Annotated in this window: 16 protein-coding genes and 6 pseudogenes; 10 read left to right on the forward strand and 12 right to left on the reverse strand. The window is 62.6% G+C overall.

Going from position 1 to position 21896, the window contains the following annotated elements:
• The first annotated feature begins 33 nt into the window (after positions 1 to 33).
• The 3 genes and pseudogenes from AC1Q7H_RS23515 (at position 34) to AC1Q7H_RS23525 (ending at position 5815) form a co-directional block, all read left to right on the forward strand.
• The gene (locus AC1Q7H_RS23515) at positions 34 to 3468 is read left to right on the forward strand and encodes an adenylate/guanylate cyclase domain-containing protein (protein WP_492381795.1); all 3435 of its coding nucleotides are present in this window, start codon (positions 34 to 36) and stop codon (positions 3466 to 3468) included.
• A 50-nt stretch (positions 3469 to 3518) separates the two neighbouring features.
• On the forward strand, positions 3519 to 3791 hold the full coding sequence (locus AC1Q7H_RS23520) for a hypothetical protein (protein ID WP_153956813.1): 273 nt from the start codon (positions 3519 to 3521) through the stop codon (positions 3789 to 3791).
• 73 nt (positions 3792 to 3864) lie between these two features.
• Positions 3865 to 5815, forward strand: a pseudogene (locus AC1Q7H_RS23525) (methyl-accepting chemotaxis protein).
• A gap of 65 nt (positions 5816 to 5880) precedes the next feature.
• Here AC1Q7H_RS23525 and AC1Q7H_RS23530 read toward each other — a convergent pair.
• The 4 genes from AC1Q7H_RS23530 to AC1Q7H_RS23545 form a co-directional block, all read right to left on the reverse strand.
• Positions 5881 to 6849, reverse strand: coding sequence for an N-carbamoyl-D-amino-acid hydrolase (locus AC1Q7H_RS23530; RefSeq protein WP_249678702.1), 969 nt, complete (start codon positions 6847 to 6849; stop codon positions 5881 to 5883).
• Between the two features lie 69 nt (positions 6850 to 6918).
• Positions 6919 to 8199, reverse strand: coding sequence for a Zn-dependent hydrolase (locus AC1Q7H_RS23535; protein WP_492381818.1), 1281 nt, complete (start codon positions 8197 to 8199; stop codon positions 6919 to 6921).
• Entirely contained in the window at positions 8199 to 9425 is a 1227-nt protein-coding gene (locus tag AC1Q7H_RS23540; protein WP_153956812.1) for a diaminopropionate ammonia-lyase, read from the reverse strand. The genes AC1Q7H_RS23535 and AC1Q7H_RS23540 overlap by 1 nt, the downstream gene beginning before the upstream one ends.
• A 66-nt stretch (positions 9426 to 9491) precedes the next feature.
• A complete protein-coding gene (locus AC1Q7H_RS23545; RefSeq protein WP_153956811.1) occupies positions 9492 to 10376 on the reverse strand; it encodes a MurR/RpiR family transcriptional regulator in 885 nt (294 codons plus the stop codon).
• Positions 10377 to 10678: 302 nt separating this feature from the next.
• Between AC1Q7H_RS23545 and AC1Q7H_RS23550 the strand changes: the two genes are divergently transcribed.
• The 4 genes from AC1Q7H_RS23550 (at position 10679) to AC1Q7H_RS23565 (ending at position 13685) form a co-directional block, all read left to right on the forward strand.
• The gene (locus AC1Q7H_RS23550; protein ID WP_153956810.1) at positions 10679 to 11473 is read left to right on the forward strand and encodes a transporter substrate-binding domain-containing protein; all 795 of its coding nucleotides are present in this window, start codon (positions 10679 to 10681) and stop codon (positions 11471 to 11473) included.
• Positions 11474 to 11548: 75 nt separating this feature from the next.
• Positions 11549 to 12208 (forward strand): amino acid ABC transporter permease, encoded by a 660-nt coding sequence (locus tag AC1Q7H_RS23555; RefSeq protein WP_153956809.1) that lies wholly within the window; start codon positions 11549 to 11551, stop codon positions 12206 to 12208.
• A 12-nt stretch (positions 12209 to 12220) separates the two neighbouring features.
• Positions 12221 to 12871 carry an amino acid ABC transporter permease gene (locus tag AC1Q7H_RS23560; protein WP_153956808.1) on the forward strand — a complete coding sequence of 217 codons (651 nt, stop codon included), beginning with the start codon at positions 12221 to 12223 and terminating at the stop codon, positions 12869 to 12871.
• A 49-nt stretch (positions 12872 to 12920) separates the two neighbouring features.
• On the forward strand, positions 12921 to 13685 hold the full coding sequence (locus AC1Q7H_RS23565) for an amino acid ABC transporter ATP-binding protein (RefSeq protein WP_153956807.1): 765 nt from the start codon (positions 12921 to 12923) through the stop codon (positions 13683 to 13685).
• A gap of 182 nt (positions 13686 to 13867) precedes the next feature.
• On the opposite strand, the gene AC1Q7H_RS23570 is transcribed toward AC1Q7H_RS23565, so the two are convergent.
• The 4 genes and pseudogenes from AC1Q7H_RS23570 to AC1Q7H_RS23585 all read right to left on the reverse strand — a co-directional run.
• Positions 13868 to 15100, reverse strand: a complete 1233-nt coding sequence (locus AC1Q7H_RS23570) for a tyrosine-type recombinase/integrase (protein ID WP_492381796.1) — start codon at positions 15098 to 15100, stop codon at positions 13868 to 13870.
• Positions 15101 to 15254: 154 nt separating this feature from the next.
• Positions 15255 to 15618 (reverse strand): annotated as a pseudogene (locus AC1Q7H_RS23575) (IS21 family transposase); the annotation flags it as partial.
• A 147-nt stretch (positions 15619 to 15765) separates the two neighbouring features.
• A pseudogene (locus tag AC1Q7H_RS23580) lies at positions 15766 to 16089 on the reverse strand (DUF4158 domain-containing protein); the annotation flags it as partial.
• 228 nt (positions 16090 to 16317) lie between these two features.
• A pseudogene (locus AC1Q7H_RS23585) lies at positions 16318 to 16476 on the reverse strand (IS21 family transposase); the annotation flags it as partial.
• A 103-nt stretch (positions 16477 to 16579) separates the two neighbouring features.
• Between AC1Q7H_RS23585 and AC1Q7H_RS23590 the strand changes: the two are divergent.
• The 3 genes and pseudogenes from AC1Q7H_RS23590 to AC1Q7H_RS23600 all read left to right on the forward strand — a co-directional run bounded on the left by AC1Q7H_RS23590 (position 16580) and on the right by AC1Q7H_RS23600 (position 18298).
• Entirely contained in the window at positions 16580 to 16780 is a 201-nt protein-coding gene (locus tag AC1Q7H_RS23590; RefSeq protein ID WP_492381797.1) for a hypothetical protein, read from the forward strand.
• Between the two features lie 320 nt (positions 16781 to 17100).
• A pseudogene (gene hfq, locus AC1Q7H_RS23595) lies at positions 17101 to 17358 on the forward strand (RNA chaperone Hfq); the annotation flags it as partial.
• 752 nt (positions 17359 to 18110) lie between these two features.
• Positions 18111 to 18298, forward strand: a pseudogene (locus tag AC1Q7H_RS23600) (H-NS family nucleoid-associated regulatory protein).
• 34 nt (positions 18299 to 18332) lie between these two features.
• On the opposite strand, the gene AC1Q7H_RS23605 reads toward AC1Q7H_RS23600, so the two are convergent.
• The 4 genes from AC1Q7H_RS23605 to moaA all read right to left on the reverse strand — a co-directional run bounded on the left by AC1Q7H_RS23605 (position 18333) and on the right by moaA (position 21761).
• Positions 18333 to 18524, reverse strand: a complete 192-nt coding sequence (locus tag AC1Q7H_RS23605) for a DUF3562 domain-containing protein (RefSeq protein ID WP_276522710.1) — start codon at positions 18522 to 18524, stop codon at positions 18333 to 18335.
• 88 nt (positions 18525 to 18612) lie between these two features.
• On the reverse strand, positions 18613 to 19116 hold the full coding sequence (gene phaP / locus AC1Q7H_RS23610; RefSeq protein ID WP_492381798.1) for a TIGR01841 family phasin: 504 nt from the start codon (positions 19114 to 19116) through the stop codon (positions 18613 to 18615).
• An 815-nt stretch (positions 19117 to 19931) separates the two neighbouring features.
• Entirely contained in the window at positions 19932 to 20222 is a 291-nt protein-coding gene (locus tag AC1Q7H_RS23615) for a YHS domain-containing protein (protein ID WP_492381799.1), read from the reverse strand.
• A gap of 513 nt (positions 20223 to 20735) precedes the next feature.
• Complete coding sequence (gene moaA, locus AC1Q7H_RS23620) at positions 20736 to 21761, reverse strand: GTP 3',8-cyclase MoaA (RefSeq protein WP_492381800.1); 1026 nt, start codon at positions 21759 to 21761, stop codon at positions 20736 to 20738.
• Positions 21762 to 21896 lie beyond the last annotated feature (135 nt).

The raw sequence follows: 21896 nt of genomic DNA on the forward strand, positions 1-21896 counted from the left end.
GTTCGTGGCAGGCGAAGGCTGTCAGAGGGCGATATGCGCTGCACAAAATGCGGGTTCGAGAACCCGGCGGGAGGAAAGTTCTGCGAGGAGTGCGGGCAAAGGCTTGCGCAGATCTGCCCGCAATGCGGCCATGAGTCCAGCCCCACGGCAAAATTCTGCGGTGCTTGCGGCGTGCCACTGACCGAGCTGGCCGCAACGCCAGTCGCGGCCGCAGTACCAACGCCCGCTGTCCCCGCACCGGTTCTTTACACGCCGCCCCATCTCGCCGAACGCATCCTCGCCGAGCAAGCCGCGATGGAGGCTCGGGGACAGGCTGCCGGCGAACGCAAGACCATTACGGCGCTGTTTGCGGACATGGCCGGCTCGACCGCCTTGATCCAGGACCTGGACCCGGAAGAAGCGCGCGGGCTGATCGACCCTGTGGTAGCGCTGATGATGGAGGCCGTGCATCACTACGAGGGATTCGTTGCCAAATCCCTGGGCGACGGCATCCTGGCGTTATTTGGCGCGCCGATTGCCCACGAGGACCACCCCGTGCGGGCGTTGTACGCAGCGCTGCGCATGCAGGAAACGATGCGCAGCCATGGCGACCGGATCCGCGTGGGGCAGGGTGCCCCGCTGCAGATCCGGGTCGGCATCCATACCGGCGAAGTGGTGGTACGCTCGATCCGCAAGGACGACTTGCGCACGGACTACGACCCGGTCGGGCATACGATCCATATTGCCTCCCGGATGGAAGGCATCGCGACACCGTCGTCGATCCTCGTCAGCGAATCGACCCATAGGCTGACCCAGGGATACTTCGAGTTCAAGGACCTCGGGACCACGCACGTAAAGGGCATTCGGGAGCCGCTTGCGGTCTATGAGGTGCTCGGCCTCGGCGCATTGCGCACGCGCCTGCAAGTAGCGGCGCATCGCGGTCTGGCGCGGTTTGTCGGCCGTCAGGCCGAATTGGAGCGCTTACATGAGGCGGCGGAGTCGGCCAAGGCGGGGCAAGGGCAGATCGTCGGGGTGGTAGGCGAGGCGGGTGTTGGCAAGTCGCGACTGTACCATGAATTCAAGGCCCGCTCGCAGCGGGGCTGCATGGTGCTCGAAACCTTTTCGGTTTCGCATGGCAAGGCCTTTCCCTATCTGCCTTTGATCGATCTGTTGAGAAACTACTTTCAGATCACCGCGCAGGATGACGAACGACTGTATCGCGAGAAAGTCACCGGCAGGTTGATGACCCTGGATCGCACACTGGAGGACCATCTGCCCTATCTGCTTTACCTGCTCGGTATCAGCGAAGCGGGCTCGGCGCTGCCCAAGATGGACGGCACCATCCGGCGCCAGCGCACCTTCGAAGCCATTGCACGGCTACTGGTGCGCGAGAGCCACAATCAGCCGCTGATGGTCTTGTTCGAAGACTTGCAATGGCTGGACAGTGAGACCGAGGCCTTTCTCAATATCCTTATCGAGCATGTGCCGCGCACCAGGTTGCTTCTTCTCGTCAACTACCGCCCGGAATACGCGCATGACTGGGGCCGAAAGCCTTACTACACCCAATTGCAACTGGAGCCGTTTGGGCAAGCGGAGGCACAGGGCCTGCTCACGGCCTTGCTGGGAGACCATCCCTCGCTCGTGCCCCTGAAACTGCTTATCTTGGCGAAGACGGAGGGCAACCCGTTCTTTATGGAGGAAGTCGTCAAGACGTTGGCCGAGGAGAGCGTCTTGCTGGGCCAGCCCGGCAGCTACCGGATCGATAAGGCCCCTTTGTCACTTCATATTCCGACGACCGTGCAGGGGGTGCTCGCCGCCCGTATCGACCGGCTTCCCGTCGCGCAGAAGGACTTGCTGCAGACCCTTGCGATCATCGGCAAAGAGTTTCCCTTAGGTCTGATCCAGCAGGTCACCGCACAACCGGAAGAGGAACTGCGCCCGCTTCTGGGCAACCTCCAGGCCGGCGACTTCATTTACGAGCGTCCCGCATTCCCCGAAGTGGAGTACGCGTTCAAACACGCGCTTACCCAGGAGGTGGCCGCTAACTCCCTGCTGACCGGTCAGCGCAGTGTGCTGCATGAACGCACGGCCCGGGCCATCGAGACACTATTCCCAAGCCGGCTGAAGGACTACTGCAGCGAACTGGCTCACCATTACAGCAAGAGTGGAAATGTGCCGAAGGCCGTTGAATACCTGCATCTGACGGGCCAGCAGGCCTTGCAGCGTTCCGCACAGCTTGAAGCGATCCATCATCTCAGTGCAGCCCTCGAACTGCTCAAGTCCGTGGCAGACACTCCCGAACGCGCACGCCAGGAACTCACGCTTCTGCTAACCCTCGGTCCTGCCTGGATGGCCGCTCGAGGCTATGGAGCGCCAGAGGTGGAGGAGACCTACACGCGTGCATTGGCCTTGTGCGAACAGGGCGGGGAAATACCGCAGAGCTTCTCGGCGCAGTTAGGACTGTGGTCGTTTTATCTATTGCGTGCGCAACTCAGTACGGCACACGCCTTGGCGCAGCGGCTGCTCGGTCTCGCGCAGGATACACAAGATCCGGAACAGCTTGCGGAGGCGCACCGCATTCTCGGCGCCACCTTGTTCCGTCTGGGCGAGATCAGGATGGCCCGGACCCACATGGAGCAGGCGCTGGCACTGCACCGTCCCGATCGGCAAACATACAGCAAACTTCTGCGTTATGCGCCGAACCTCGCCCTTCATATCGGGAGCACGTTAAGCTGGACGCTCTGGTTTCTTGGCTTGCCGGACCAGTCGCGCGCGCGCAGCGAGGAAGCGCTGGCGCTGGCCAGGAAGGCCTCTGATCCGTTCGGCCTGGCCTTGTGCCTGATCTTCGCGGCCGAATTGCACCAGTACCGGCGCGAAGTGCAACTGGCGCGGGAGTATGCAGACGCCGCCATCGCGCTTTCGAGCGACCAGGGGTTCCCCTTCTATCTGGGTTGGGGAAGGATCCTGCGCGGCTGGGCGCTGGCCGAGCAGGGTAGTTATGAGGAGGGAATCGCGCAAATGCATCAAGGCCTCAGCGCCCGCGAAGCCACCGGAGCGGCATTGGGTCGGCCGACGCTTCTGGGACTGCTCGCCAACGCTTATGGAAAAGCAGGACAAGCCGAGGCAGGGCTTCGTGTGCTGAGTGAGGCGTTGGCTCTGGTGAAGAACACGGGAGAGCGATTCGCTGAGCCGATTCTGCTTCGGCTCAAGGGGGAGCTGATTCTGATGTTGTCTGGCGACGATGCCGGCTCGTCCACCAGCGCCAAGGAAGCCGAAGCCTGTTTTCAGGCGGCAATTGCCATGGCTCATGACCAGGGAGCCAGATCAGTCGAGCTGAAAGGCGCGCTGAGCGTGGCCCGACTATGGCAACGCTGTGGCAAGACGGATGCTGCGCGCTCGATCCTGGCCGGTATTCTTGATACCTTCACCGAAGGGTTCGATACCGTTGACTGGCAAGATGCCAAAGTACTGTTGGACAACCTGACGTAAGCGGCCTGACCAGGCCCCGACGACTGCGCATCGAACCGGCGGGGCAAGCGATGACTTCGCGCAAGTCGCCAGCCATCTTTCTCGCAGACTTCGATGTCGAGACCGCCGCGAATACGCTCGACAACCGCTCTGCGATCGCGCAGGAAGAGTCTTCGGTCCGGTGCTTGCTCCCGAGTGATGACGAGGCCAGCGCGATCCGGATGGCGAACGACACGCTGTTCGGCCCGGCACGCCGGCGCGACCGCTCGCAAACGCACCGGCGGTTGGGTTACATTTGTTTCCGAATGCGCAGGCGGGCAGGGCGAACGGGGAGCGCGCACTGACGGTCCGGTCTGGCGCGTGGTTACGGAATAACAAGGTCGATAGGGCGGCAAACGACTCGCTTCGCCGACCCCGATGACCGCCTTCTTTCTTCCCGCCGAGCGCCTCATGGCGCGCCTCAACATTCACCGGAAACTTGCACTGATCGCCGTGCTGTATCTCGTGCCGCTATGCGGCGCCATGTACGCCGTGCTGGACGCTTCGGCGCAAACGATCCGCGCCACGGGTAGCGAATTGCGCGGGCTGGCCATCGTCGGCCATGCGCTCGACTTCATGCGCGAGACGCAGGTGCGGCGCGGCGCCGCGAATACCGTGCTCGCCGGCAATGCGAACTTCCGTCCGGTCTTCGATGGCGCCGACCAGAAGGCCGCAGCCAGCCTTGCGCAGCTCGTCGCCACGACGGCGCAGAGCCCTGGCTTCGGCCTCGATGCCGGCGCGCACGCGCTGGAGGAGGACTGGCAGCATATTCGCGGCCTGGGCCTGAGTACCACCGCCGCGCCGTTATTCGAGCGTCACAGCGCGCTGGTGAAGCGGACCCAACTGTTCATCGCCGATGTGGCCGAGCGCTCGGAACTCGCGCTCGACGACGAAGCGGCCTCCTACTACCTTATCAGCCTGATGGTCGGCACCATGCCCCGGCTGGCCGAGCTGAGCGCGCTGGCCCGTGGCCGCGGCGCGGGCATCATCGCGCCGGGCGGCTACGCAGATGCCGGGCAGCAGGCCGACCTGGGCGCGCTGGCCGAGCAGATCCGCGATGGCCTGGACGCGGTACGCCACGACATCACACGCGTGCGCAACAAAGCGCCGGCGCTGCGGGCGCAGATCGATGCGGCGTTGGCGAGGCTGACGGCGATGGACAACTTCTACCGCACGCTCAAGGTGCGGATGCTGGGAGCGAGCGGTATAGATATCGAGGCCAAGGCGTACTTCGACGAAGCGAGCGCAGCGATCAACGGCGTACTCGTCACCAACAAGGCGTTCTCGGCCATCGTCAGCACCATGCTGGCCGAGCGAATTGCCGCGCAGCAACGGCGCTTTGCAATGGTGGCAGGCGTGGCGCTAGGCGCGGTGGCGATCGCGTTCTACCTGTTCGCAGGCTTCAGCCGCGGTATGCGCAACGACGTGCACGAGGTGGCCAGTATGGTCGAGCGCATCAACGCAGGCGACCTCAGCGTGCACGTATCGGTGCACGGGCGCGACGAATTCAGCGAGGTCAAGCGGCACCTGCTGTCGCTGGTGGAACGCTGGCGCGCGCTGATCGGCGATACCAAGGCGGGTGCGCACAATGTGCTGGCGGCGGCCGGGGATATTGCACAGGGCAATATCGACCTGTCGCAGCGTACAGAGGAGCAGGCCTCGTCGCTGGAGCAGACTGCCGCCAGCATGGAACAACTGACCGCCACCGTGCAGCAGAACGCCGGCAGCGCGGAGCAGGCCAGTGAACTGGCGCGCGAGGCATCGGGCGTTGCCCTGGCGGGCGGTGAAGCGGTGAGCCGTATGCGGCAGACCATGGAGGAGATCGAGGCCGATTCCCGTCGCATAGTCGACATCATTGCGGTGATCGACGGCATCGCGTTCCAGACGAATATCCTGGCGCTCAACGCGGCAGTGGAAGCAGCGCGTGCGGGCGAGGCTGGGCGCGGCTTTGCCGTGGTGGCGACCGAGGTACGCGGGCTTGCCCAGCGCGCGGCCAGTTCGGCCAAGGAAATCCGGCTGCTGATCTCCCAGTCGGCGCAGCGCGTGGCTGCCGGCAACACGCTGGCGCTGGACGCGGCCGCCACCATGGAAAGCACCGTCTCAGCGATCCGCCGCGTGACCGCGATGATGGATGAGATCAGCCACGCCTCGCGCGAGCCAGTGCGCCGGCGTCGGCCAGGTCAACCAGGCGATCGCCCAGATGGACCAGGTCACGCAGCAGAACGCCGCGCTGGTGGAGGAGGCGGCCGCCGCGGCGCAGTCGCTGCAGGAACAGGCGCAGTATATGCGGCGGGCGATGGCGGTGTTCAGGACGGAGGCTGTGGCCTGATGGGGGCAGATGCAGTTCCCGGAGGAGGCTGGCCCTGCCAGCGCCTCCGGGCGGACAGCTGCCGTTCAGCTTGCCTGCTTCAGGGCAACGAGCGGTGACCCATCCGCGCGCAGCGCCTCGCCCTTGCGCTCGACGATCATGCCGTAGGCGTGAGGCTGCCGGTGCAGGTCGAAATTGAAGGTGGTCTGCTTGTATAGCGCGCAGAAGTCGAGGTCGCAGCGGGCGATGGCCACCTCATCGCCCTTGGTGATGCAACTGGCGACCACTTCACCGGATGGCGCGATGATGCAGCTGCCGCCGATGCTGTCCACACCTTCCTCCACGCCGGCCTTGGCTACGCCGACCACCCAGGTGCCGTTCTGATAAGCACCGGCCTGCATCGAGAGCTGGTTGTGGAACAGTGACAGGTCATCATGCGCCGGCGCGGGCGCGTTGTGGACCGGTGTGTTGTAGCCGATGAGCACCATCTCAACGCCTTGCAGGCCCATGACGCGGTACGTTTCCGCCCAGCGCCGGTCGTTGCAGATCGCCATGCCGATCTTGCCGCCGAAAACCTCGGTAACGCCGAACCGGTCGCCGGGCGTGAAATAGCGTTTCTCCAGATGCTGGAAGCGGCGCCACGGTTCGTGTTCGCGGTGCCCCGGCAGATGGACTTTGCGGTACTTGCCGACGATGGTGCCGGTGCGGTCGACCAGGATCGACGTGTTGTAGCGAACGTCGCGGCCGTTCTCGCTGGCCAGCTCCGCATAGCCGAGGTAGAAGCCGACGCCGAGCCGGCGTGACAGCTCGAACAGCGGCATCGTATCGGCGCCGGGCATCTCGCGTTCGAAGAAGCTGTTGATCTCGTCGTCGCTTTCCATGTACCAGCGGGGGAAGAACGTGGTCAGTGCCAGTTCGGGATAGACGATCAGGTGCGCGCCGCAGGCATGGGCTTCGCGCATCATCTCGCATAGCCGGGCAACCACCTGCACGCGCGTATCGGCACGGGTGATCGGGCCAAGCTGGCCAAGGGCGACATGTACGAATCGGGACACGATTGACTCCTGGAATCCGGGGACGAAGGGGGTAGGGGGGAATCTCTTGCCAGAGGGCCGCCGCCATGTTCAGGGGCGGTTGGCGAGGCTGACGACGACGCGCATCAGCAGTTGCGCGCCCCGCATCAGGTCATCCGGCTCGGTAAACTCGCGCACGTTGTGGCTCAGTCCGCCCACGCTGGGAACGAAGATCATGCCGGCCGGGCAGACGCGCGCCAGCATCTGGGCATCGTGGCCCGCGCCGCTGGGCATGCGCAGGCTTGACAGGCCGAGTGCGTCGCTGTGCTGCTGCACGAGGCCGATCACCCGGGGATCGAATGCTACCGGCTCGAAGCGCGCCAGCGAGCGATGGCGCAGCGAGACACCCTGCGCAGTGCATGTCAGCCGTGCGAAGTCGAGCACCTCGGCCTCCGCCCGTGCGAGTGCGGCACTGTCGGTGTTGCGCAGGTCGACGGTAAACGTGGCGCGGCTCGGAATCACGTTGACGAGGTTCGGCTCGAAGCGGATGGCGCCGACCGTGCCGATCTGACGACCGCCGTATCGCAGCGCCAGATCGTGCACGAAGGTGGCGATGCGCGCAGCGCAGTAGCCGGCGTCGTGCCGCAGCGCCATGGGCGTGGTGCCGGCATGGTTGGAGACGCCTTCCAGCACGAACTCGGTCCAGCTAATGCCCTGCACGCCTTCCACCACGCCGATCTGCATACCCGCGCGGTCCAGCGCCGGACCCTGTTCGATATGAAGTTCGATGAAGCTGTCGACCTCGGGCAGGCCGACCGGCGCCTGGCCGCGATAGCCGATGCGCTCCAGCTCCACGCCGACGGTGCTGCCGTCGATCCCGCCAGCGGCGAGCGCCTCGTCGAGCGGCATGCCGCCCACATAGACCAGCGAGCCCATCATGTCCGGATGGAACCGTGCGCCTTCCTCGTTGGTGAAAAAGGCGACTGCCACTGGCCGGCGCAGCCGCACGCCGGCATCGCGCAGCGTGGCGACCACCTCCAGTCCGGCCATGACGCCATAGTTGCCGTCGTAGCGGCCGCCGGTGCGGACCGTGTCAATGTGCGAGCCCACCATGACCGGCGGCAGGTCTTCCCGGCCGGCATAGAGTCCGATGCCGTTGCCGATCGCATCGATGGTGACAGCCATGCCGAGCGCGCGCATCTGGGCGACGGTCCAGTCGCGGCCGGCCCGGTCGGCGTCGGTGAGCGCGAGCCGGCAGACGCCGCCGCCGTCGATGCCGCCGTGCGCGTTCAGCGCGTCGATCCGGTGCAGCAGCCGCGCGCCGTCGATTTTCGGAAACTCGTCGTTGCCCGGCACCGGGCCCGGGCGGGTGTCGGCGCGGGTGCTGGCCATCATGCCTGTGCTCCGTTGCGCACGGCGTCCGCGGTGCGTCCTACCAGTCTCGCGTAGAGTGCCGCATCGGTGTCCGCCTCGCTGCCGATGAACAGCAGGCGGCTGTCGGCGCCCAGGCCGAGCGCCGTACGCGCCTGCGGATCCTGCATCGCCGCGATCGCGGCGGCCAGGCCCGCGACGGCAGACTCGCCGGCGACGATGGCGGGATCGCCGCCGCCCGGCGTGGCGAGCAGGCGCATCGTTGCGACAGCGGCCGTGTCGTCGATGGTGCAGAACGCGTCGGCGCCTTCGGCCAGCACCTCCCACGCCAGGAGCGAAACCTCCCCGCAGGCAAGGCCCGCCATCAGCGTATCGAGTTCGCCGGTCACCGCCGTCACTCGGCCGGCGCGCGCGCTGCGGTACAGGCAATCGGCCGCCTGCGGCTCGACGACCACGAACACCGGGCGATGGGCCATGTCGCGTTCCCAGAAATAGGCGCAGACTGCGGCGGCGAAGCCGCCCACGCCGGCCTGGACAAAGACGTGCGTCGGCCACTCGGGCAGTGCGCCCACCGCCTCGTCGACCATGACCTGATAGCCCTGCATGACATCGCGCGGGACGTCCATGTAGCCCGGATACGACGTGTCGGAGATCACATGCCAGCCGTTCTCGCTGGCATCGCGGTCCGCTTGCCGGACTGCCTGGTCGTAGTTGCCGGTCGTGCGCACCACGGTGGCGCCGAACTGCTCGATCGCCGCCTTGCGTCCCTCGCTGACGGTAGCGTGAATGTAGATCACGCAGCGCGCGCCAAACTGGCGGGCGCCCCATGCGACCGAGCGCCCGTGATTGCCGTCCGTGGCACAGGTGACCGTATAGCCGGCGCACAGCCCGCGCAGTTCGGGCGCCCCAAGGTCGGCCGGGCTCAGGTCGCGGCCGACCCGCCGGCTGATCTCGCGAGCGAGCAGCCGGCCCACGGCATAGGCGCCGCCCAGCGCCTTGAAGCTGCCCAGCCCGAAGCGCGTGCCCTCATCCTTGTAGTGGATCGCGCCGACGCCCAGCGTTGCGGCCAGCGCCGGCAACGCGTGCAGTGGCGTGGGCCGGTAGCCGTCCCAGGCGCTGATGGCACGTTGCGCGGCGGCCAGCGCGGTTGCCCCGAGAATGGCATCGCGTGCGCTTCCATAGGGTTCGCTGCGCGAGCGCGCGGGATTGACGAAGAGATCGAGCTTGAGTTGCGGTAGCGTAGACATGGAACTTCCGATGCTTGCGGGAATGGATCGTGGAACAGGGTACGACGGTGCGGGCATGTGCGAGGCCTATGACTCCAGGTCGAGATCGTCGAGCCGCTCATGCGCCCGCTCGATCCGCGCCATCCGTGCCCGTGATGGGGTGCGTGCGCGTTCGGCCATCGTGGTCGCGAGATAGTTGACGAGGCTGACCGCGGCGACATACGAGTCGAACACCTGGTCGCCGTGGTGCGAGCAGCGCAATACGGCGGTGGCGCGGGTCGACAGCGCGGATACCGGCGTGTCGCTGAGCAGGATCACCTTGGCGCCCGCTTCCGCGGCCAGCGCGACGATGGGCATCAGCCGACGGGCACGGCGCCGGAAGTCGACCGCGAGCAGTACGTCCTTTCGGTCGATTTCCGCGATCAGCTCGGCATCCTTGCCGGCCTGGTCGTTGAGCAAATAGACCTCGGGGCGTACCTGGGACAGCAAGGCATTGGCATAGAAGGCCAGCATGAAGCCGTTGCGGTAGCCGACGACCCAGACACGGCGTGCCTCGGCCAATTCATGCAGCGTGGTGTCGAGCGCGCGTTCGCTGACTTGTCCGAGCAGGCCGGTGAGCCGGCTGGCGTCGTGCTGCACATGCGCCTGCAGCCCGGCCAGTGCCGGCACAGCCGCTCCCGCGCGCGCGCCGCGCAAGGTCTCGGCGCGGTCCATCTTGGCCAGCGGCGACTGGCTTGCGCGCTGATCTCGCAGTTCCTGCCGGAAGGCACCGAAGTCGGCATAGCCGAGCCGCCGGAAAAATCGCGCGGCACTCGCCTTGGATACGCTGGCAAGCGCCGCGAGTTCGGTCGCCGAGTATCCGAGCAGTTCGGATTTGCGCGTGAGCAGCACGTCGGCCAGCTTCTTGTCTGCGCCGGAGAACTCGTTGTAGCGCTGGGTGATCTGCGCTTCAAGCGTGTCGTATGCGGTCATGTCTGAATGATGGATGGCAATGGCCGGGGTTTCATGGCGCTGCACCAGTTTGGCGCCGTCTCGCACAATTATGAAACCATGGTTTCTCATTGTTGCACTTGTGGAACCAAAATTTCATGATGGCTGCTCGCCTAAGCAAGCACGATGCCAGCCCATCCCGTAAGCGACTTCAGGTCGCGTAATAGGTTGATTTGAAAGGAATTCCTGTTCTTCAGGCAGGCGTTCGCGGCATCCCGGGAGGGTGTGGCATGCATCTTGCAGTTTGCCCGGCTTCCCGACCCGACTGAAGATAAAGGTGTTTTATGAGACGCAGACAGTTCACCGCCGTTGCCACCATCCTCGCGACGGCCGCCATGTTCGCCATGGCGCCGGCCAGGGCTGACGATTCCCTTAATGCGGTGATGGCGAAGAAATCGATCGCGATCGGCATCCCGGTCGACTTTGCACCGTACGGATTCATGGGCCCGGACCTGAAGCCGCAGGGCCTCGATGTGGCGGTCGCGCAGATGATTGCCGACAAGATGGGCGTCAAGGCGGAACTGGTGCCGGTCAGCACGCCCAACCGCATTCCGTACCTGCAGACCCGGAAGATCGACCTGATCGTGTCCGCGCTGGGCAAGAACGCCGAGCGCGCCAAGGTGATCGACTTCACGATCGCCTATGCACCGTTCTACCAGGCCGTGTTCGGTCCGAAGAGCCTGAGCATCAAGAGCTTTGCCGACCTCGGCGGCAAGACCATTGCCGTGACGCGCGGCACCATCCAGGACGACGTGCTGCAGCAGGTCGCGCCGCCTACGCTAAAGATCCAGCGGTTCGAGGATGACAACTCCACGGTGGCCGCGTTCGTGTCGCAGCAGACCCAACTGGTCGCCACCGGGGCCGCGGTGGCCGCCGCAGCGATCCAGAAGTACCCGAAGGTGGATGCCGAGTACAAGCTGCTGCTGAAGGACTCACCGAACTTCATCGGCGTGCGCAAGGGCGATACCGCGCTGCTGGGCAAGGTCAACGACATCCTGCGCCAGGCCAAGGCCGACGGCACGCTGGGCGCCTACGCGCAGCGCTGGCTCGGCCGCGGCACGGGCGAGCTGCCGGAGTAACCCCCGGTCAGGCACCAGTCCGCGGCGGCATGCGCTGCCGCGGGTCCTTCCATCGGTTTCGTCAGGCTGTTTCGCATGATTTCCTTCGATTTCTGGCCCGTCCTTTCCCAGTGGCCGTTCCTGCTGCAAGGCATCTGGTTGACTGTTCTGCTGACGGCGTTCTCGGCGGCCGCCGGTACCTTGCTCGGTATCGGTTGCGCCTGGGCACGCCTGCACGCGCCAGGGTGGATCCGCGCCATCGTCGGCGGCTACGTCGAGGTGATTCGCAACACGCCTTACATCATCCAGCTGTTCTTCGTTTTCTTCGGCCTGCCGTCGATCGGCGTGCGGCTGGCGCCGGAGGTGGCATGCGTGCTGTCGATGACACTGAACCTGGGCGCCTATGCCTGCGAGATCGTGCGCGCCGGCCTGGTGTCGACACCGCGTGGCCAGATCGAGGCGGCACAGAGCCTGGCGCTCGACCGCTGGCAGATCTTCACGCGCGTGGTGCTGCCACCTGCGCTCAAGCGCGTCTGGCCCGCGCTCGTCGGACAGGTCATCATCGTGATGCTGGGCTCGTCGGTCTGCAGCCAGATCTCGGCGGAGGAGGTGTCCTATGCCGCGAACCTCATCGCGAGCCGCACCTTCCGGAACTTCGAGTCGTACATCGTCGTTACCGCGGCGTACCTTGCGCTGGCGGTGCTGGTGCGCCAGGCCCTGAACTGGATCGGGCCGCGGTTCGTATTCGGCCGCTGAGAGGAGGCGGCCATGATCGAGTTTTCCCTGTGGGACATCTTCCGTAACCTGCTGCTGGCGCTGCGCTGGACGATCGGCCTGTCGCTGATCGCTTTCGCCGGCGGCGGCATTGTCGGCCTTCTGCTGCTGGTGGCGCGCATCGCCGACGTGCCGGGAGTCCGGCGCGGCATTGCCCTGTACGTTCAGCTGTTCCAGGGCACGCCGCTGCTGATGCAGCTCTTCCTGACCTATTTCGGACTGGCGCTGATCGGTATCGAGACCTCGGCGCTGTTTGCCGCCGCATTGTGCCTGACGCTCTATGCCAGCGCTTACCTGACGGAAATCTGGCGCGGGTGCGTCGACGCGATTCCGCGCGGGCAGTGGGAAGCATCGGCCAGCCTTGCACTGAACCTGCGCGAGCAATTGCGCTACGTGATCCTGCCGCAGGCGGCGCGGATTGCGGTGGCACCGACTGTGGGGTTCATGGTACAGGTCATCAAGGGAACGGCGCTGGCTTCCGTCATCGGATTCGTCGAGGTGACCAAGGCCGGGCAGATGATCTCGAACGCGACCTTCCAGCCTTTCCTGGTCTACAGCTGCGTCGCGCTGCTGTACTTCGCCCTGTGCTTTCCGCTGTCGGTCTGGAGCCGCAGGCTAGAACGCCGGCTGCAGCCGCACGGCTGAGCTGGCGCGCATCCCACCGACCCATCACCAGCCAACCAACCTTCCATCCATGTCCACGTTACACGCGACCACCGAGCATTTTGCCCTTGTCGACATCGAGGGGCTGCGCAAGCGGTACGACGACAATGAAGTCCTGAAGGGCATCGACCTCAGGATCGGCCGGCGCGAAGTCGTCTGCATCATCGGCCGCAGCGGGTCCGGCAAGAGCACGCTGCTGCGCTGCCTGAACGGGCTCGAGCATTTTCAGCAAGGCAAGTTGTCCATCGATGGCCAGGCGCTGCGCCACGGCGACGCGAAGGCAATCCGCGAGCTGCGCCAGAGCGTCGGCATGATCTTCCAGAATTTCAACCTGTTTCCGCATCTGACTGCTTGCCAGAACGTGATGCTCGCGCCGACGCTCGTCAAGGGTGTGCCTAAGGCGGAAGCGCACCGGCGCGCGCAGGCCTTGCTGCAGCGCGTCGGCCTTGGCGACAAGTGCGACAGCTATCCCGACCAACTCAGCGGTGGGCAGCAGCAGCGTGTCGCGATTGCGCGCGCACTGGCAATGGACCCATCCGTGCTGCTGTGCGACGAGATCACATCGGCACTGGACCCGGAACTCGTGGGCGAGGTGCTGAGCGTGGTCGAGTCGCTCGCTGCCGACGGCATGACGCTGATCATGGTCACCCACGAGATGAACTTTGCGCGCAAGGTCAGCGACCGCATCGTTTTCATGCATCAGGGCAAGGTGCATGAGACCGGCGCACCGGAGCAGATCTTCAGCCAGCCGCGTACCCCCGAGCTGCAGCAGTTCCTGTCCGCCATGCATGGCTGACAGGCCAGCGCCGGCGCTGGCCGACGCACGGGTGTGTTCCGCGGCCCGGCAGGCTTCGGACCGGCTGGCGCTGGCGCCAGCGGTTCTCAGTCCAGCACCTGCCCCACCATTATCCGGCGTAGCCGGGGTCATCGTACTTTTGGTGCGAAATCTGGCGGTTCCGTCCTTCAAACCGTTTGCAATCAGGGACTTGGAAGATCGGCTGGTATGCAGGGAGGAGTAACCGGGAAAGCCTTGCCGCAGGCGGCATTCCGGCTTGCTAGCGCCAGATTTCGCACCAAAAGTACGATGACCCCAGATCGGAGCAGGCTCACGGCGCGTGCGTGGCGGAAGGCGTGAGGGCCTTTCCTTCCTTGCGGCGTGACTCCAGCCGCCCTCAGACGAGCGCTCGTGACACAGTTGAGGATCGATCCGTTTTTGAACGGGCGGTGCGGCGCCTGGATGCGTAGGAATAATTCCCGATGTATGCTTGACGGGCGCGCCTTCTCCACGTATCGGAGCACGGCTTCGCCCGGTTCGCGTAGCAATGGAAGTTCGGAGTAGGTTCCTGTCTTTGAGTGGCGCACGCGAAGAATGTCCCGCCTCCAGTCGAGGTCGTCCAGGCGCAAATTGACGACCTCTGCAGCACGTAATCCGTAAGTCGACAACAGGATCAAGATGGCGTAGTCGCGCAGACCAACTGGCGAGAGATCCTTCCGAGTCACCTCCAGAACGCGCTGCACTTCCTCTGTCCGAAGGGCGACCGGAATATCTTCGTGCTCATAGATGTGCGGCCCAATCACGGCGCTCGCGAGATCGACGGCAGTGCAGCCCGTGCGCGATAAGTGGCGAAGGAAATCACGGAGGCAGACGGTTCGATCTTCGATGGAACTGCGCCGCAATCCGTCACAACATTGCTTCAAGTACGCGTCAAGATCGCAAACGCTCAGATCAGCAAGACCCTGCTTGTCTGCTCGCTGCCCGAGTGACGTCAGGAATTGCAGCGCATGCTTGGTGCGCTTGGCTCGTGTCAGTGGGTGCAGTCCACGCAGGTCGCGCAACCACGCATCGTAGTCCTTGACGATGTCGCGATGAAAGACTTCGAGCGCGGTGCATGGTGGATCCGAAACTGGCCATGTTCCATGCACAAGACGCAGCATCATATTGATGGCACCGGTGTATCGATGTCGCCATCTCTGAAACGGAGGCAACTTGCTGTACCGTTTCCGCGAGAGCCGATATTGCCCGCGCAAGAACCGCGTCACGTGCGCCGAGCGAACGGCTTCGATCGACAGTCCATTACGGTTGCAGTAATCCAGTAACTGACGTACGCGGGCCGGATACCACCGCTGGATCCGTAGGGAATATCCTTCGGCCCTCAGATGAGCCTGCAGTTTCTCGATCAATAGCTCATCAGTTGATAGCGAAGCGGACATGTGAACCTCCTCGGAGAAGACGAAGTATGAGGATGCCACGTGCCCATAATGGAAAGCAGAATCGCAAAAGGATACGAACTGTCCTGCGACTCGGCAGTGTCCTTCCGATTACGGGATTCTTCGTATTAGGCGAGTAATCGAAAGCTTGCGATTACTCACCGGGAGGGAATTCGAGTCGGTCAAACTGCTCGGGCTCGCGTTGTACAAGCCGGCCGGCGAAGCGCTTGACGCTGTTGTAGGCGCCGGTGAAGCCGAACTGATCGACCAGGTCCTGGTAGATGGCGGTGTAATTGCGCCGCAGGCGCAACTGCGCCTCGATCCACTCCCGATACGGCTCACAGGACGAGGGGCGATTCGCCGGTGGCCGGGGTGGGGGAATTTACCTCCGCCTGACGCTGTGCAAGGCGGCGGATGGTTTTGCGGTCAACGCCGGTGACGCGCTCGATCTCACGTTGGCTCTTGCCGGCGGCCAGCAGCGTCAGGACGGTAGTTTGCAGATGTGGCTTCAAGACGTTCACCCCTCCCCCCTGTCAACGACAAAGGGATCAAAGTTACGTCCTGCCAGCAGGATGCCCCTGGAGGTACCGCGACCGGTCGCTACCGCATTGCTACGCAGTCATCAGGTGGGGGAATTTAAGCGGCCAAAAGTGGGGGAGTTTGACCGGCCAACGGGGGTGGTGTGCCAATGTATCTGTGCGCCCGTCGTAGAGGGCGTTGAGCGTACCCATATCCGGCGGTGTCACACCGACCTGAGCCCCGACATGCGCCCAGAGAAATCTGGGCACTTGCTTGCAGGCGTCCAGCGTGCGTCCCGTCATGCGGATAAAGCCGATGTGTACGGCAACGACCAGGCGATACCAAGGGCTGCGCCGAGCATCAATCAGCGCCCGTTCCTTGGGCGAGTAGGTGAAGAACGTGGCAAGCTCGAACTCGCTGAGTTCCCGAGGGATCTGCCGCATCCCGAGGTAGGCCAACCGCCAGTGATCCATCGCGCTCTCCCAAGCGTGAGACGGACTACGGAGGGTAGCGGCAATGAGAAGGGGTCGCAATGCCCAGAGCACGAATGTGCTGTTTATTCCACTCCAAAAGAGCAAGCAACAGCAGTCAGCAAACTATTGATTTATCGTGATATTTCTAGCAAATCGCCCGGAAACCCGCATGAATGCTCGGGGCAGCTATCCCGGTAAATTGCACCGAAATCAAAGGGGCACCTGCTCCCATGTCATGCCGGCCTCAGCGGCCAGCGACACGTACTTGGACACCACGCCTTTGGAGATTTGCAGCGCCGCGGCAATGCTGGCGTGCGACAGTCCGGACTCGTGTTTGAGTCGTAACACGTCTTTGATCATGCGTATCGTCATGGGGGGCTTGGGCATCGCTTCTCCGTACAAAAACGCAGAAGGTTACCCACAGCCTGGGTTGAACAATACGCAACATCCCCACCCGGACCCAGCGCGAGCAGGACATCACCATATCAGCGTGAAATGCCTGCCCGGCGGTCCGGTCACGATCGCCGGAACGGGTGGGCACGATAAACCGGAAATGCCGGTCACGATGCCGGAATTCGCGGTCACGATAATCAGGAATGACCGGTCACGATCGGCCGGAATACGCAAAATCACCCAGCCGCCGCATGGTGAACAAGCTTTCAGTAAAGGTGTCTGCGCGGCGCATGAATGATTGGTTGGATGAGGTCCTTAGATGAACGCTTCAGCCAGCCGTCGCGCTGACGTCCGCCGGAGGTATTTCAGCGGCCTGTTAGGCGGCGCCCTAGGTTTGGCTGCACACGGGGCTCACACTTGCATGCGATAGAATGACTGGCATCAATTATCGCGATGCGCAACTACGGCTTATGGCGCTTGTTCACGTGACGTAGGAGCGTACGTCGGGCTCGTGTGCGAGCACCAATGTTGTGCGTCGCGGCTCCTCTGCAAAACAGCGCCCCAACGGCTCACATCGCGCCGCGACGCTCCATCTGCCTACATTTTTATTGTTATCCAATGCAGCTCGAAGACATCAATTCGCAGAACGGCTTTCTGAACACAGCGCGCAAAGAGCGGAAGCGTGTCGAGGTGTACCTAGTCAACGGCATCAAGCTGACCGGTACAATCGAGTCATTCGACCAGTTCGTGGTGATGCTCAGGGGGGCCGGCGGCACGCAAATTGTCTACAAGCGAGCAATATCGACCATACAAGTGCCGACAGGCGTCCGGCAACCGGGTTCAGGCGCTCGTCCCGAAGGGCGCACGAACTCCGGTAGTGAGTCGAAGGAAGGTGCTGTTGCCACGCGAAAGCGCAGTGTCACGGGGCGGGATAGCGGAAACGAGTAGCCCCCTTTTTCACTTTTGCAGCCTGCGAAAGCCGGTATGTTCGGCCGGCACCTCAAGTGTTACATGTTCACGTCGCGCATTTTTCGTCTCTTGCTTTCCTCGGCATTACTAGCGAGCCAAGGAAGCTTCACCCAGTCCTATGTCGAATGTAAGCCTCTGGACAAGGCGGAACTTAAACCGGCTCCCAAGGCGACGTTGTTGTATCTTCGTTGTCGCGGGAGACAGACATCGCATGAAGCTCAACGCATCAAGGGCGCTTCGCAGAAGTTCAAGGACGACTTGTTGTTTGCGTGCCAGGACCAGGTGATTGCAGTCGAGCATGAGCTGCGCGTGAGTCACGGCTTCACGAGGGAGTCGCTGGCTAGAGAGAGGTGCGATTACTGAGTTCACAGCTCGAATGGTGCAATCAATAAAGACTCTCGCTGGGCCTTACTGCAGGACGGGGTTCGGCGCGCCAATTGGACGTGCCCTCCTATAGAGTGCTGGAGCGCCCCGACAGGCTCCATGCATATCGCCCTATTGTTGCGATTATGAATTGCTCTAATTTGAAATCCAGACAGACTTTTTTACCGCGCGAGGCAAGGGTAAGCCCCGAGCCCCTCTTTCAAGACGCCAGCTTTAGTCCCTCAGGTTCCAACGGTCGTGACAAAGCAGCAGCAATCCTATGGGTTCGCCTGCAAATGGCGCGGCATGGCATATCGATGGCCGATTTGGAGGCAACAGGCTGCTTCCAGCGTCCGGCTGCCAACGGTCCTGCTCTTTATAGGAATGCAGCAGGGAACGCTGGGACGGCCATGGGCCGCTTCCCGATTGGCTGCAAAGGGCCGTGAACGCAGGGCAAAGCGTTGAGCATTTCCGCGTTGAGTGACAGAGGTGTACGCCCGGCAGCTATTTTGGCAGTCCTAGGACGCACCGCATGATATTCCCGTGGTGAGGTGACATCTTGCGGTGCTCTGCGTTAATCTTTGCGCGTGATGCTTCTGCGGGTTAGCGTGGTGGCGTAACGCACCCTTGACTCGCTTCGCGACAAACAGTGGCACATAGTCTTGAATGCGCGCCTCTGAAATGAAGTCCTGCAATGTTTCACCGTAGATTTTCGCATATCGGCTCCCCTCGGCGAAAAAAAGCGAACCGAAGTTCGCACAAGAAAATTCCGGGGCTGCGCGTGCGCGCTAGGAAATGCTATAGGGCAGGGCCAGCACCTTTGTCGTGGGCCAATTGCTTTGTGGTTTTCTTGGCCGTTTCGTCGGACGCGCCGGCGGGCGTCGAAAAGGCTGATTGCCATGCTGCTAGGACAGATTCGCTTCCTGTGGGCGCGTTCTTCGCGAGGTTTTCGAATAACTCCTGCGCATCGCGTTGACATTGCTGGAGGTGCGCTTGGGCGGCCGCCGAGAATTCGCCTTGAATGCTCGACACGATTTCGGAGACCTGGCGGCTGTACGACGCCGCCTTTTCTGCTACGGGCTGCGTCAGGCGCACAGGCAGGGCAAGCCACTCTTGCTGGTTGTTGGCGGAAAGCGTCTTGCTCAGGATTTCCTGATTTTCGGCGAAGGTTGATTTGACTGCTTGCAGATTTAGCTCAGCTAGCTTTTCGATGCCTTCGAAGGCTATGGTCGACAGACCAAGGAGCCTTTCCACACCTGCTTTCTGCGCGGAGATGGATTGTTCGGGGATAGGAGTGCTCATCACTGCTCCATAGGGTGAGGCTGCGAGTGTTCGAGGGGAACTCTGAATCGGGACACGAATAGTGCGCCGCCAGGGTGAAAGTCTTTGCTGCGTTGCGGCAAAAATCATTCTAGGGGCGATTGCTCGGAAGTCAACTGTTTCTCGCGTGGGCACGCTTGCGTGCTCGTAATGAAGTCGAGTTTCCGGTTGCCCGGAGAGGGCGTAGCAGATGCCGCCCACGCATTGAACGCAATCGACACATGTCGATTTGGTGTCAAACAAGTGCACCAAAAGGCTGATATCGAAGGAATTGCGGATTAGCCTTGATGCTGCTCGACGTTAGTATGTTCGCCACTTGGGCGTCATGTGAAAAGGCGCGCGCCGACGGCGCCAGAACAGTGTTTGCACTATCGCAATTCGCATCGCATACAGAGTGCTGATGCTCAGGTCCCGCGCGGAATTGTGTGTAGGCGCCGCATTTGCTGCGTGGTCTGGTTGGCACGACCCGGCAATGACCGCTCACAAAGGTCAGACGGTCAGCGCTCGTCTTCGGCCTATCGCGACTGCAGGCGGAAACACCGCCAGCAGCCGATAGGCCGAAAGAAGAACAACGCGCGCAAACCGGCCAGTTGCGTGGTCTCGACGCATACGTAGCGTCTCTGGCCCGCACGGGTGCGGCTGAAGTCAGCTACGCGGACCGATGTCGTGGGACCAGGCGCGAACAGCCGGCAATCAGTGCGCAATGACGCTTACTTCGGAACGAGTATTCCAATGCCTGAGATGGAGAACCCGGCAGAGTCCGCCAAAGAAGGTGTCGTCTTGCAGCCGTCGTGGCGCTAATGCCGGTACACATATCGCGCGGGGTCTTGCTTAAAAATCGTGCGCGAAGCTTCAGATTCGAAGAAGTATGTCCGACCTTCAAAATTTGCCGTGATGGCGTGAGCAACGTCGACCTTCTTCCCTGTGACGGGGTCGCGGGCAGTAGGGCTGTACTCCTGCGTTGTATGGCGGCGCTGCACGCTCTCTTGATTGGTTCGGCGACTTATGAATCGCTGCCACGCTATCAGGGCGACGACGGCCAGCCCGCCAAGCAGGAGCCATGAGAGATTCTGTGAGAGCCAGTCCATGATTAGGCTTCCTGGTCAGGGAAGTAGGCAGCTGCCATGTGGTCAGGTAGGACGTTGACAGTATGCTACCGCCAGGTCGCGGGAGCCATAAGGGAAAGGTTCGTGAGGTTGCCGTTCACTATGTACTCGCACTTCGCGCCCTGGCGGGACCCGCAGCGTGTACGGCCCTAGGCTAACGGGGAACGGCAGTACAGCTGCTTGGCTCGGGATACAGACTCTCTCGAATTGCGGCGTGAGAACAAGTTGCACCTAGTCTACGAGCATCCCTTGTATGTGCTTCATCAAACACGTGACGTCCCCTTGCCTTGGCATCCCTTTGCCGGCGGGCCTTCCGCGTGTCTGGCGGCCATTATGGCGGAGTTAGCCTTTGAGCCCTGAGGAGACCACCTGTCGGCAACGAGCCTACTATTGGATGCGATTGCAGAGGCATTGCGCTGGAGCATCTCGTTGTCATTACGGACATGACTGATGGTCCTGGCGTCTCGGTTGTGTGGCACTGCCCGAAGTCGACCATCAACCGCCGATGAACGACATTTCGACTTTGGGCTGGTTGGGGGCGATAGTGTTTGCAGCGCGCTGCTCCGAATAGTGGTCAGTTCGATGCAGCCAAAGGTCGGCCACTCGCCGACGCAGGGCGTCATCCGATTCCCCTCCACGCAATGGGGCACGGATGTCCAGGCCATGGGAGGCAAACAGGCAAGTGAAAAGCTGGCCGTTCGCGGACAGCCGCAGCCGTGTGCATTTGCCGCAGAAGGGTCTTGAGACGCTCGAGATAACGCCGACTTCTCCCTGCCCATCGGCGTAATGAAATCGAACTGAAGTGTCCGATGGTCTGTCACGCCCGGCCGGGACGAGCGGGAAGGCTGATTCGATGGTCCGTATCACCTCGGACGAAGGGACAACCGACTCCAGGTTCCAGCCGTTACTCGTGCCGACGTCCATGAATTCAATGAACCGAACTTCGATGCCGGTCCCCTGGAAGTGGCGCGCCATGGGCAGAATCTGCATTTCATTCACGCCGCGCTTGACGACCATATTGACCTTGACTGGCGAAAAGCCTACGCGCAGCGCCGAGCTAATGCCCTCAAGAACGCTTGCTGCGGAGAAGCCAACTCCGTTCATCTGCTGAAACACGGCTTCGTCGATTGAGTCGAGACTGACCGTGACGCGTTTCAGCCCCGCGTCCCGAAGCGACTGTGCCTTGCGGCTAAGCAGTGAGCCGTTCGTTGTCAGCGACAGGTCGATGTCGTCGCCGCCGGGCGTTCTTAGCTTCGCCAACAACTCTACCAGGTATTCAAGGTCCTTTCGCAGTAGTGGCTCCCCGCCTGTCAGGCGAATTTTTTCGACGCCGAGGCCGACGAACACACGTGCAATACGCTCGATTTCCTCAAAGGTGAGCAATTCAGCTCGGGGCAGGAAGGGGTAGGCCTTACCGAAAACCTCCTTCGGCATGCAGTAGATGCAGCGGAAGTTACAGCGGTCTGTTACCGAAATGCGTAAGTCTCGCAACGGCCGAAGTCGCGTGTCCTGAACCGGCAATGGAACAGCGGGACATCTGTGGTGCGGAAGTAGTTCTCTGCAGGGTGGAAGGCAGTGACATCCACCAGAGGAATCACGCGCCCCAGGGTGAATGATTTCATTGCGCCACCTATCCAGCTCGTGCTCAGCTGCAGA

It is taken from the genome of Cupriavidus sp. GW823-FHT06D04, from assembly GCF_058795055.1.

Coding starts and splice junctions, on each gene's coding strand:
- AC1Q7H_RS23515 (WP_492381795.1), top strand. CDS start 34: ATGCGCTGCACAAAATGCGGGTTCGAGAACCCGGCGGGAGGAAAGTTC.
- AC1Q7H_RS23520 (WP_153956813.1), top strand. CDS start 3,519: ATGACTTCGCGCAAGTCGCCAGCCATCTTTCTCGCAGACTTCGATGTC.
- AC1Q7H_RS23535 (WP_492381818.1), bottom strand. CDS start 8,199: ATGGCCAGCACCCGCGCCGACACCCGCCCGGGCCCGGTGCCGGGCAAC.
- AC1Q7H_RS23540 (WP_153956812.1), bottom strand. CDS start 9,425: ATGTCTACGCTACCGCAACTCAAGCTCGATCTCTTCGTCAATCCCGCG.
- AC1Q7H_RS23545 (WP_153956811.1), bottom strand. CDS start 10,376: ATGACCGCATACGACACGCTTGAAGCGCAGATCACCCAGCGCTACAAC.
- AC1Q7H_RS23550 (WP_153956810.1), top strand. CDS start 10,679: ATGAGACGCAGACAGTTCACCGCCGTTGCCACCATCCTCGCGACGGCC.
- AC1Q7H_RS23555 (WP_153956809.1), top strand. CDS start 11,549: ATGATTTCCTTCGATTTCTGGCCCGTCCTTTCCCAGTGGCCGTTCCTG.
- AC1Q7H_RS23560 (WP_153956808.1), top strand. CDS start 12,221: ATGATCGAGTTTTCCCTGTGGGACATCTTCCGTAACCTGCTGCTGGCG.
- AC1Q7H_RS23565 (WP_153956807.1), top strand. CDS start 12,921: ATGTCCACGTTACACGCGACCACCGAGCATTTTGCCCTTGTCGACATC.
- AC1Q7H_RS23570 (WP_492381796.1), bottom strand. CDS start 15,100: ATGTCCGCTTCGCTATCAACTGATGAGCTATTGATCGAGAAACTGCAG.
- phaP (WP_492381798.1), bottom strand. CDS start 19,116: ATGAGCACTCCTATCCCCGAACAATCCATCTCCGCGCAGAAAGCAGGT.
- AC1Q7H_RS23615 (WP_492381799.1), bottom strand. CDS start 20,222: ATGGACTGGCTCTCACAGAATCTCTCATGGCTCCTGCTTGGCGGGCTG.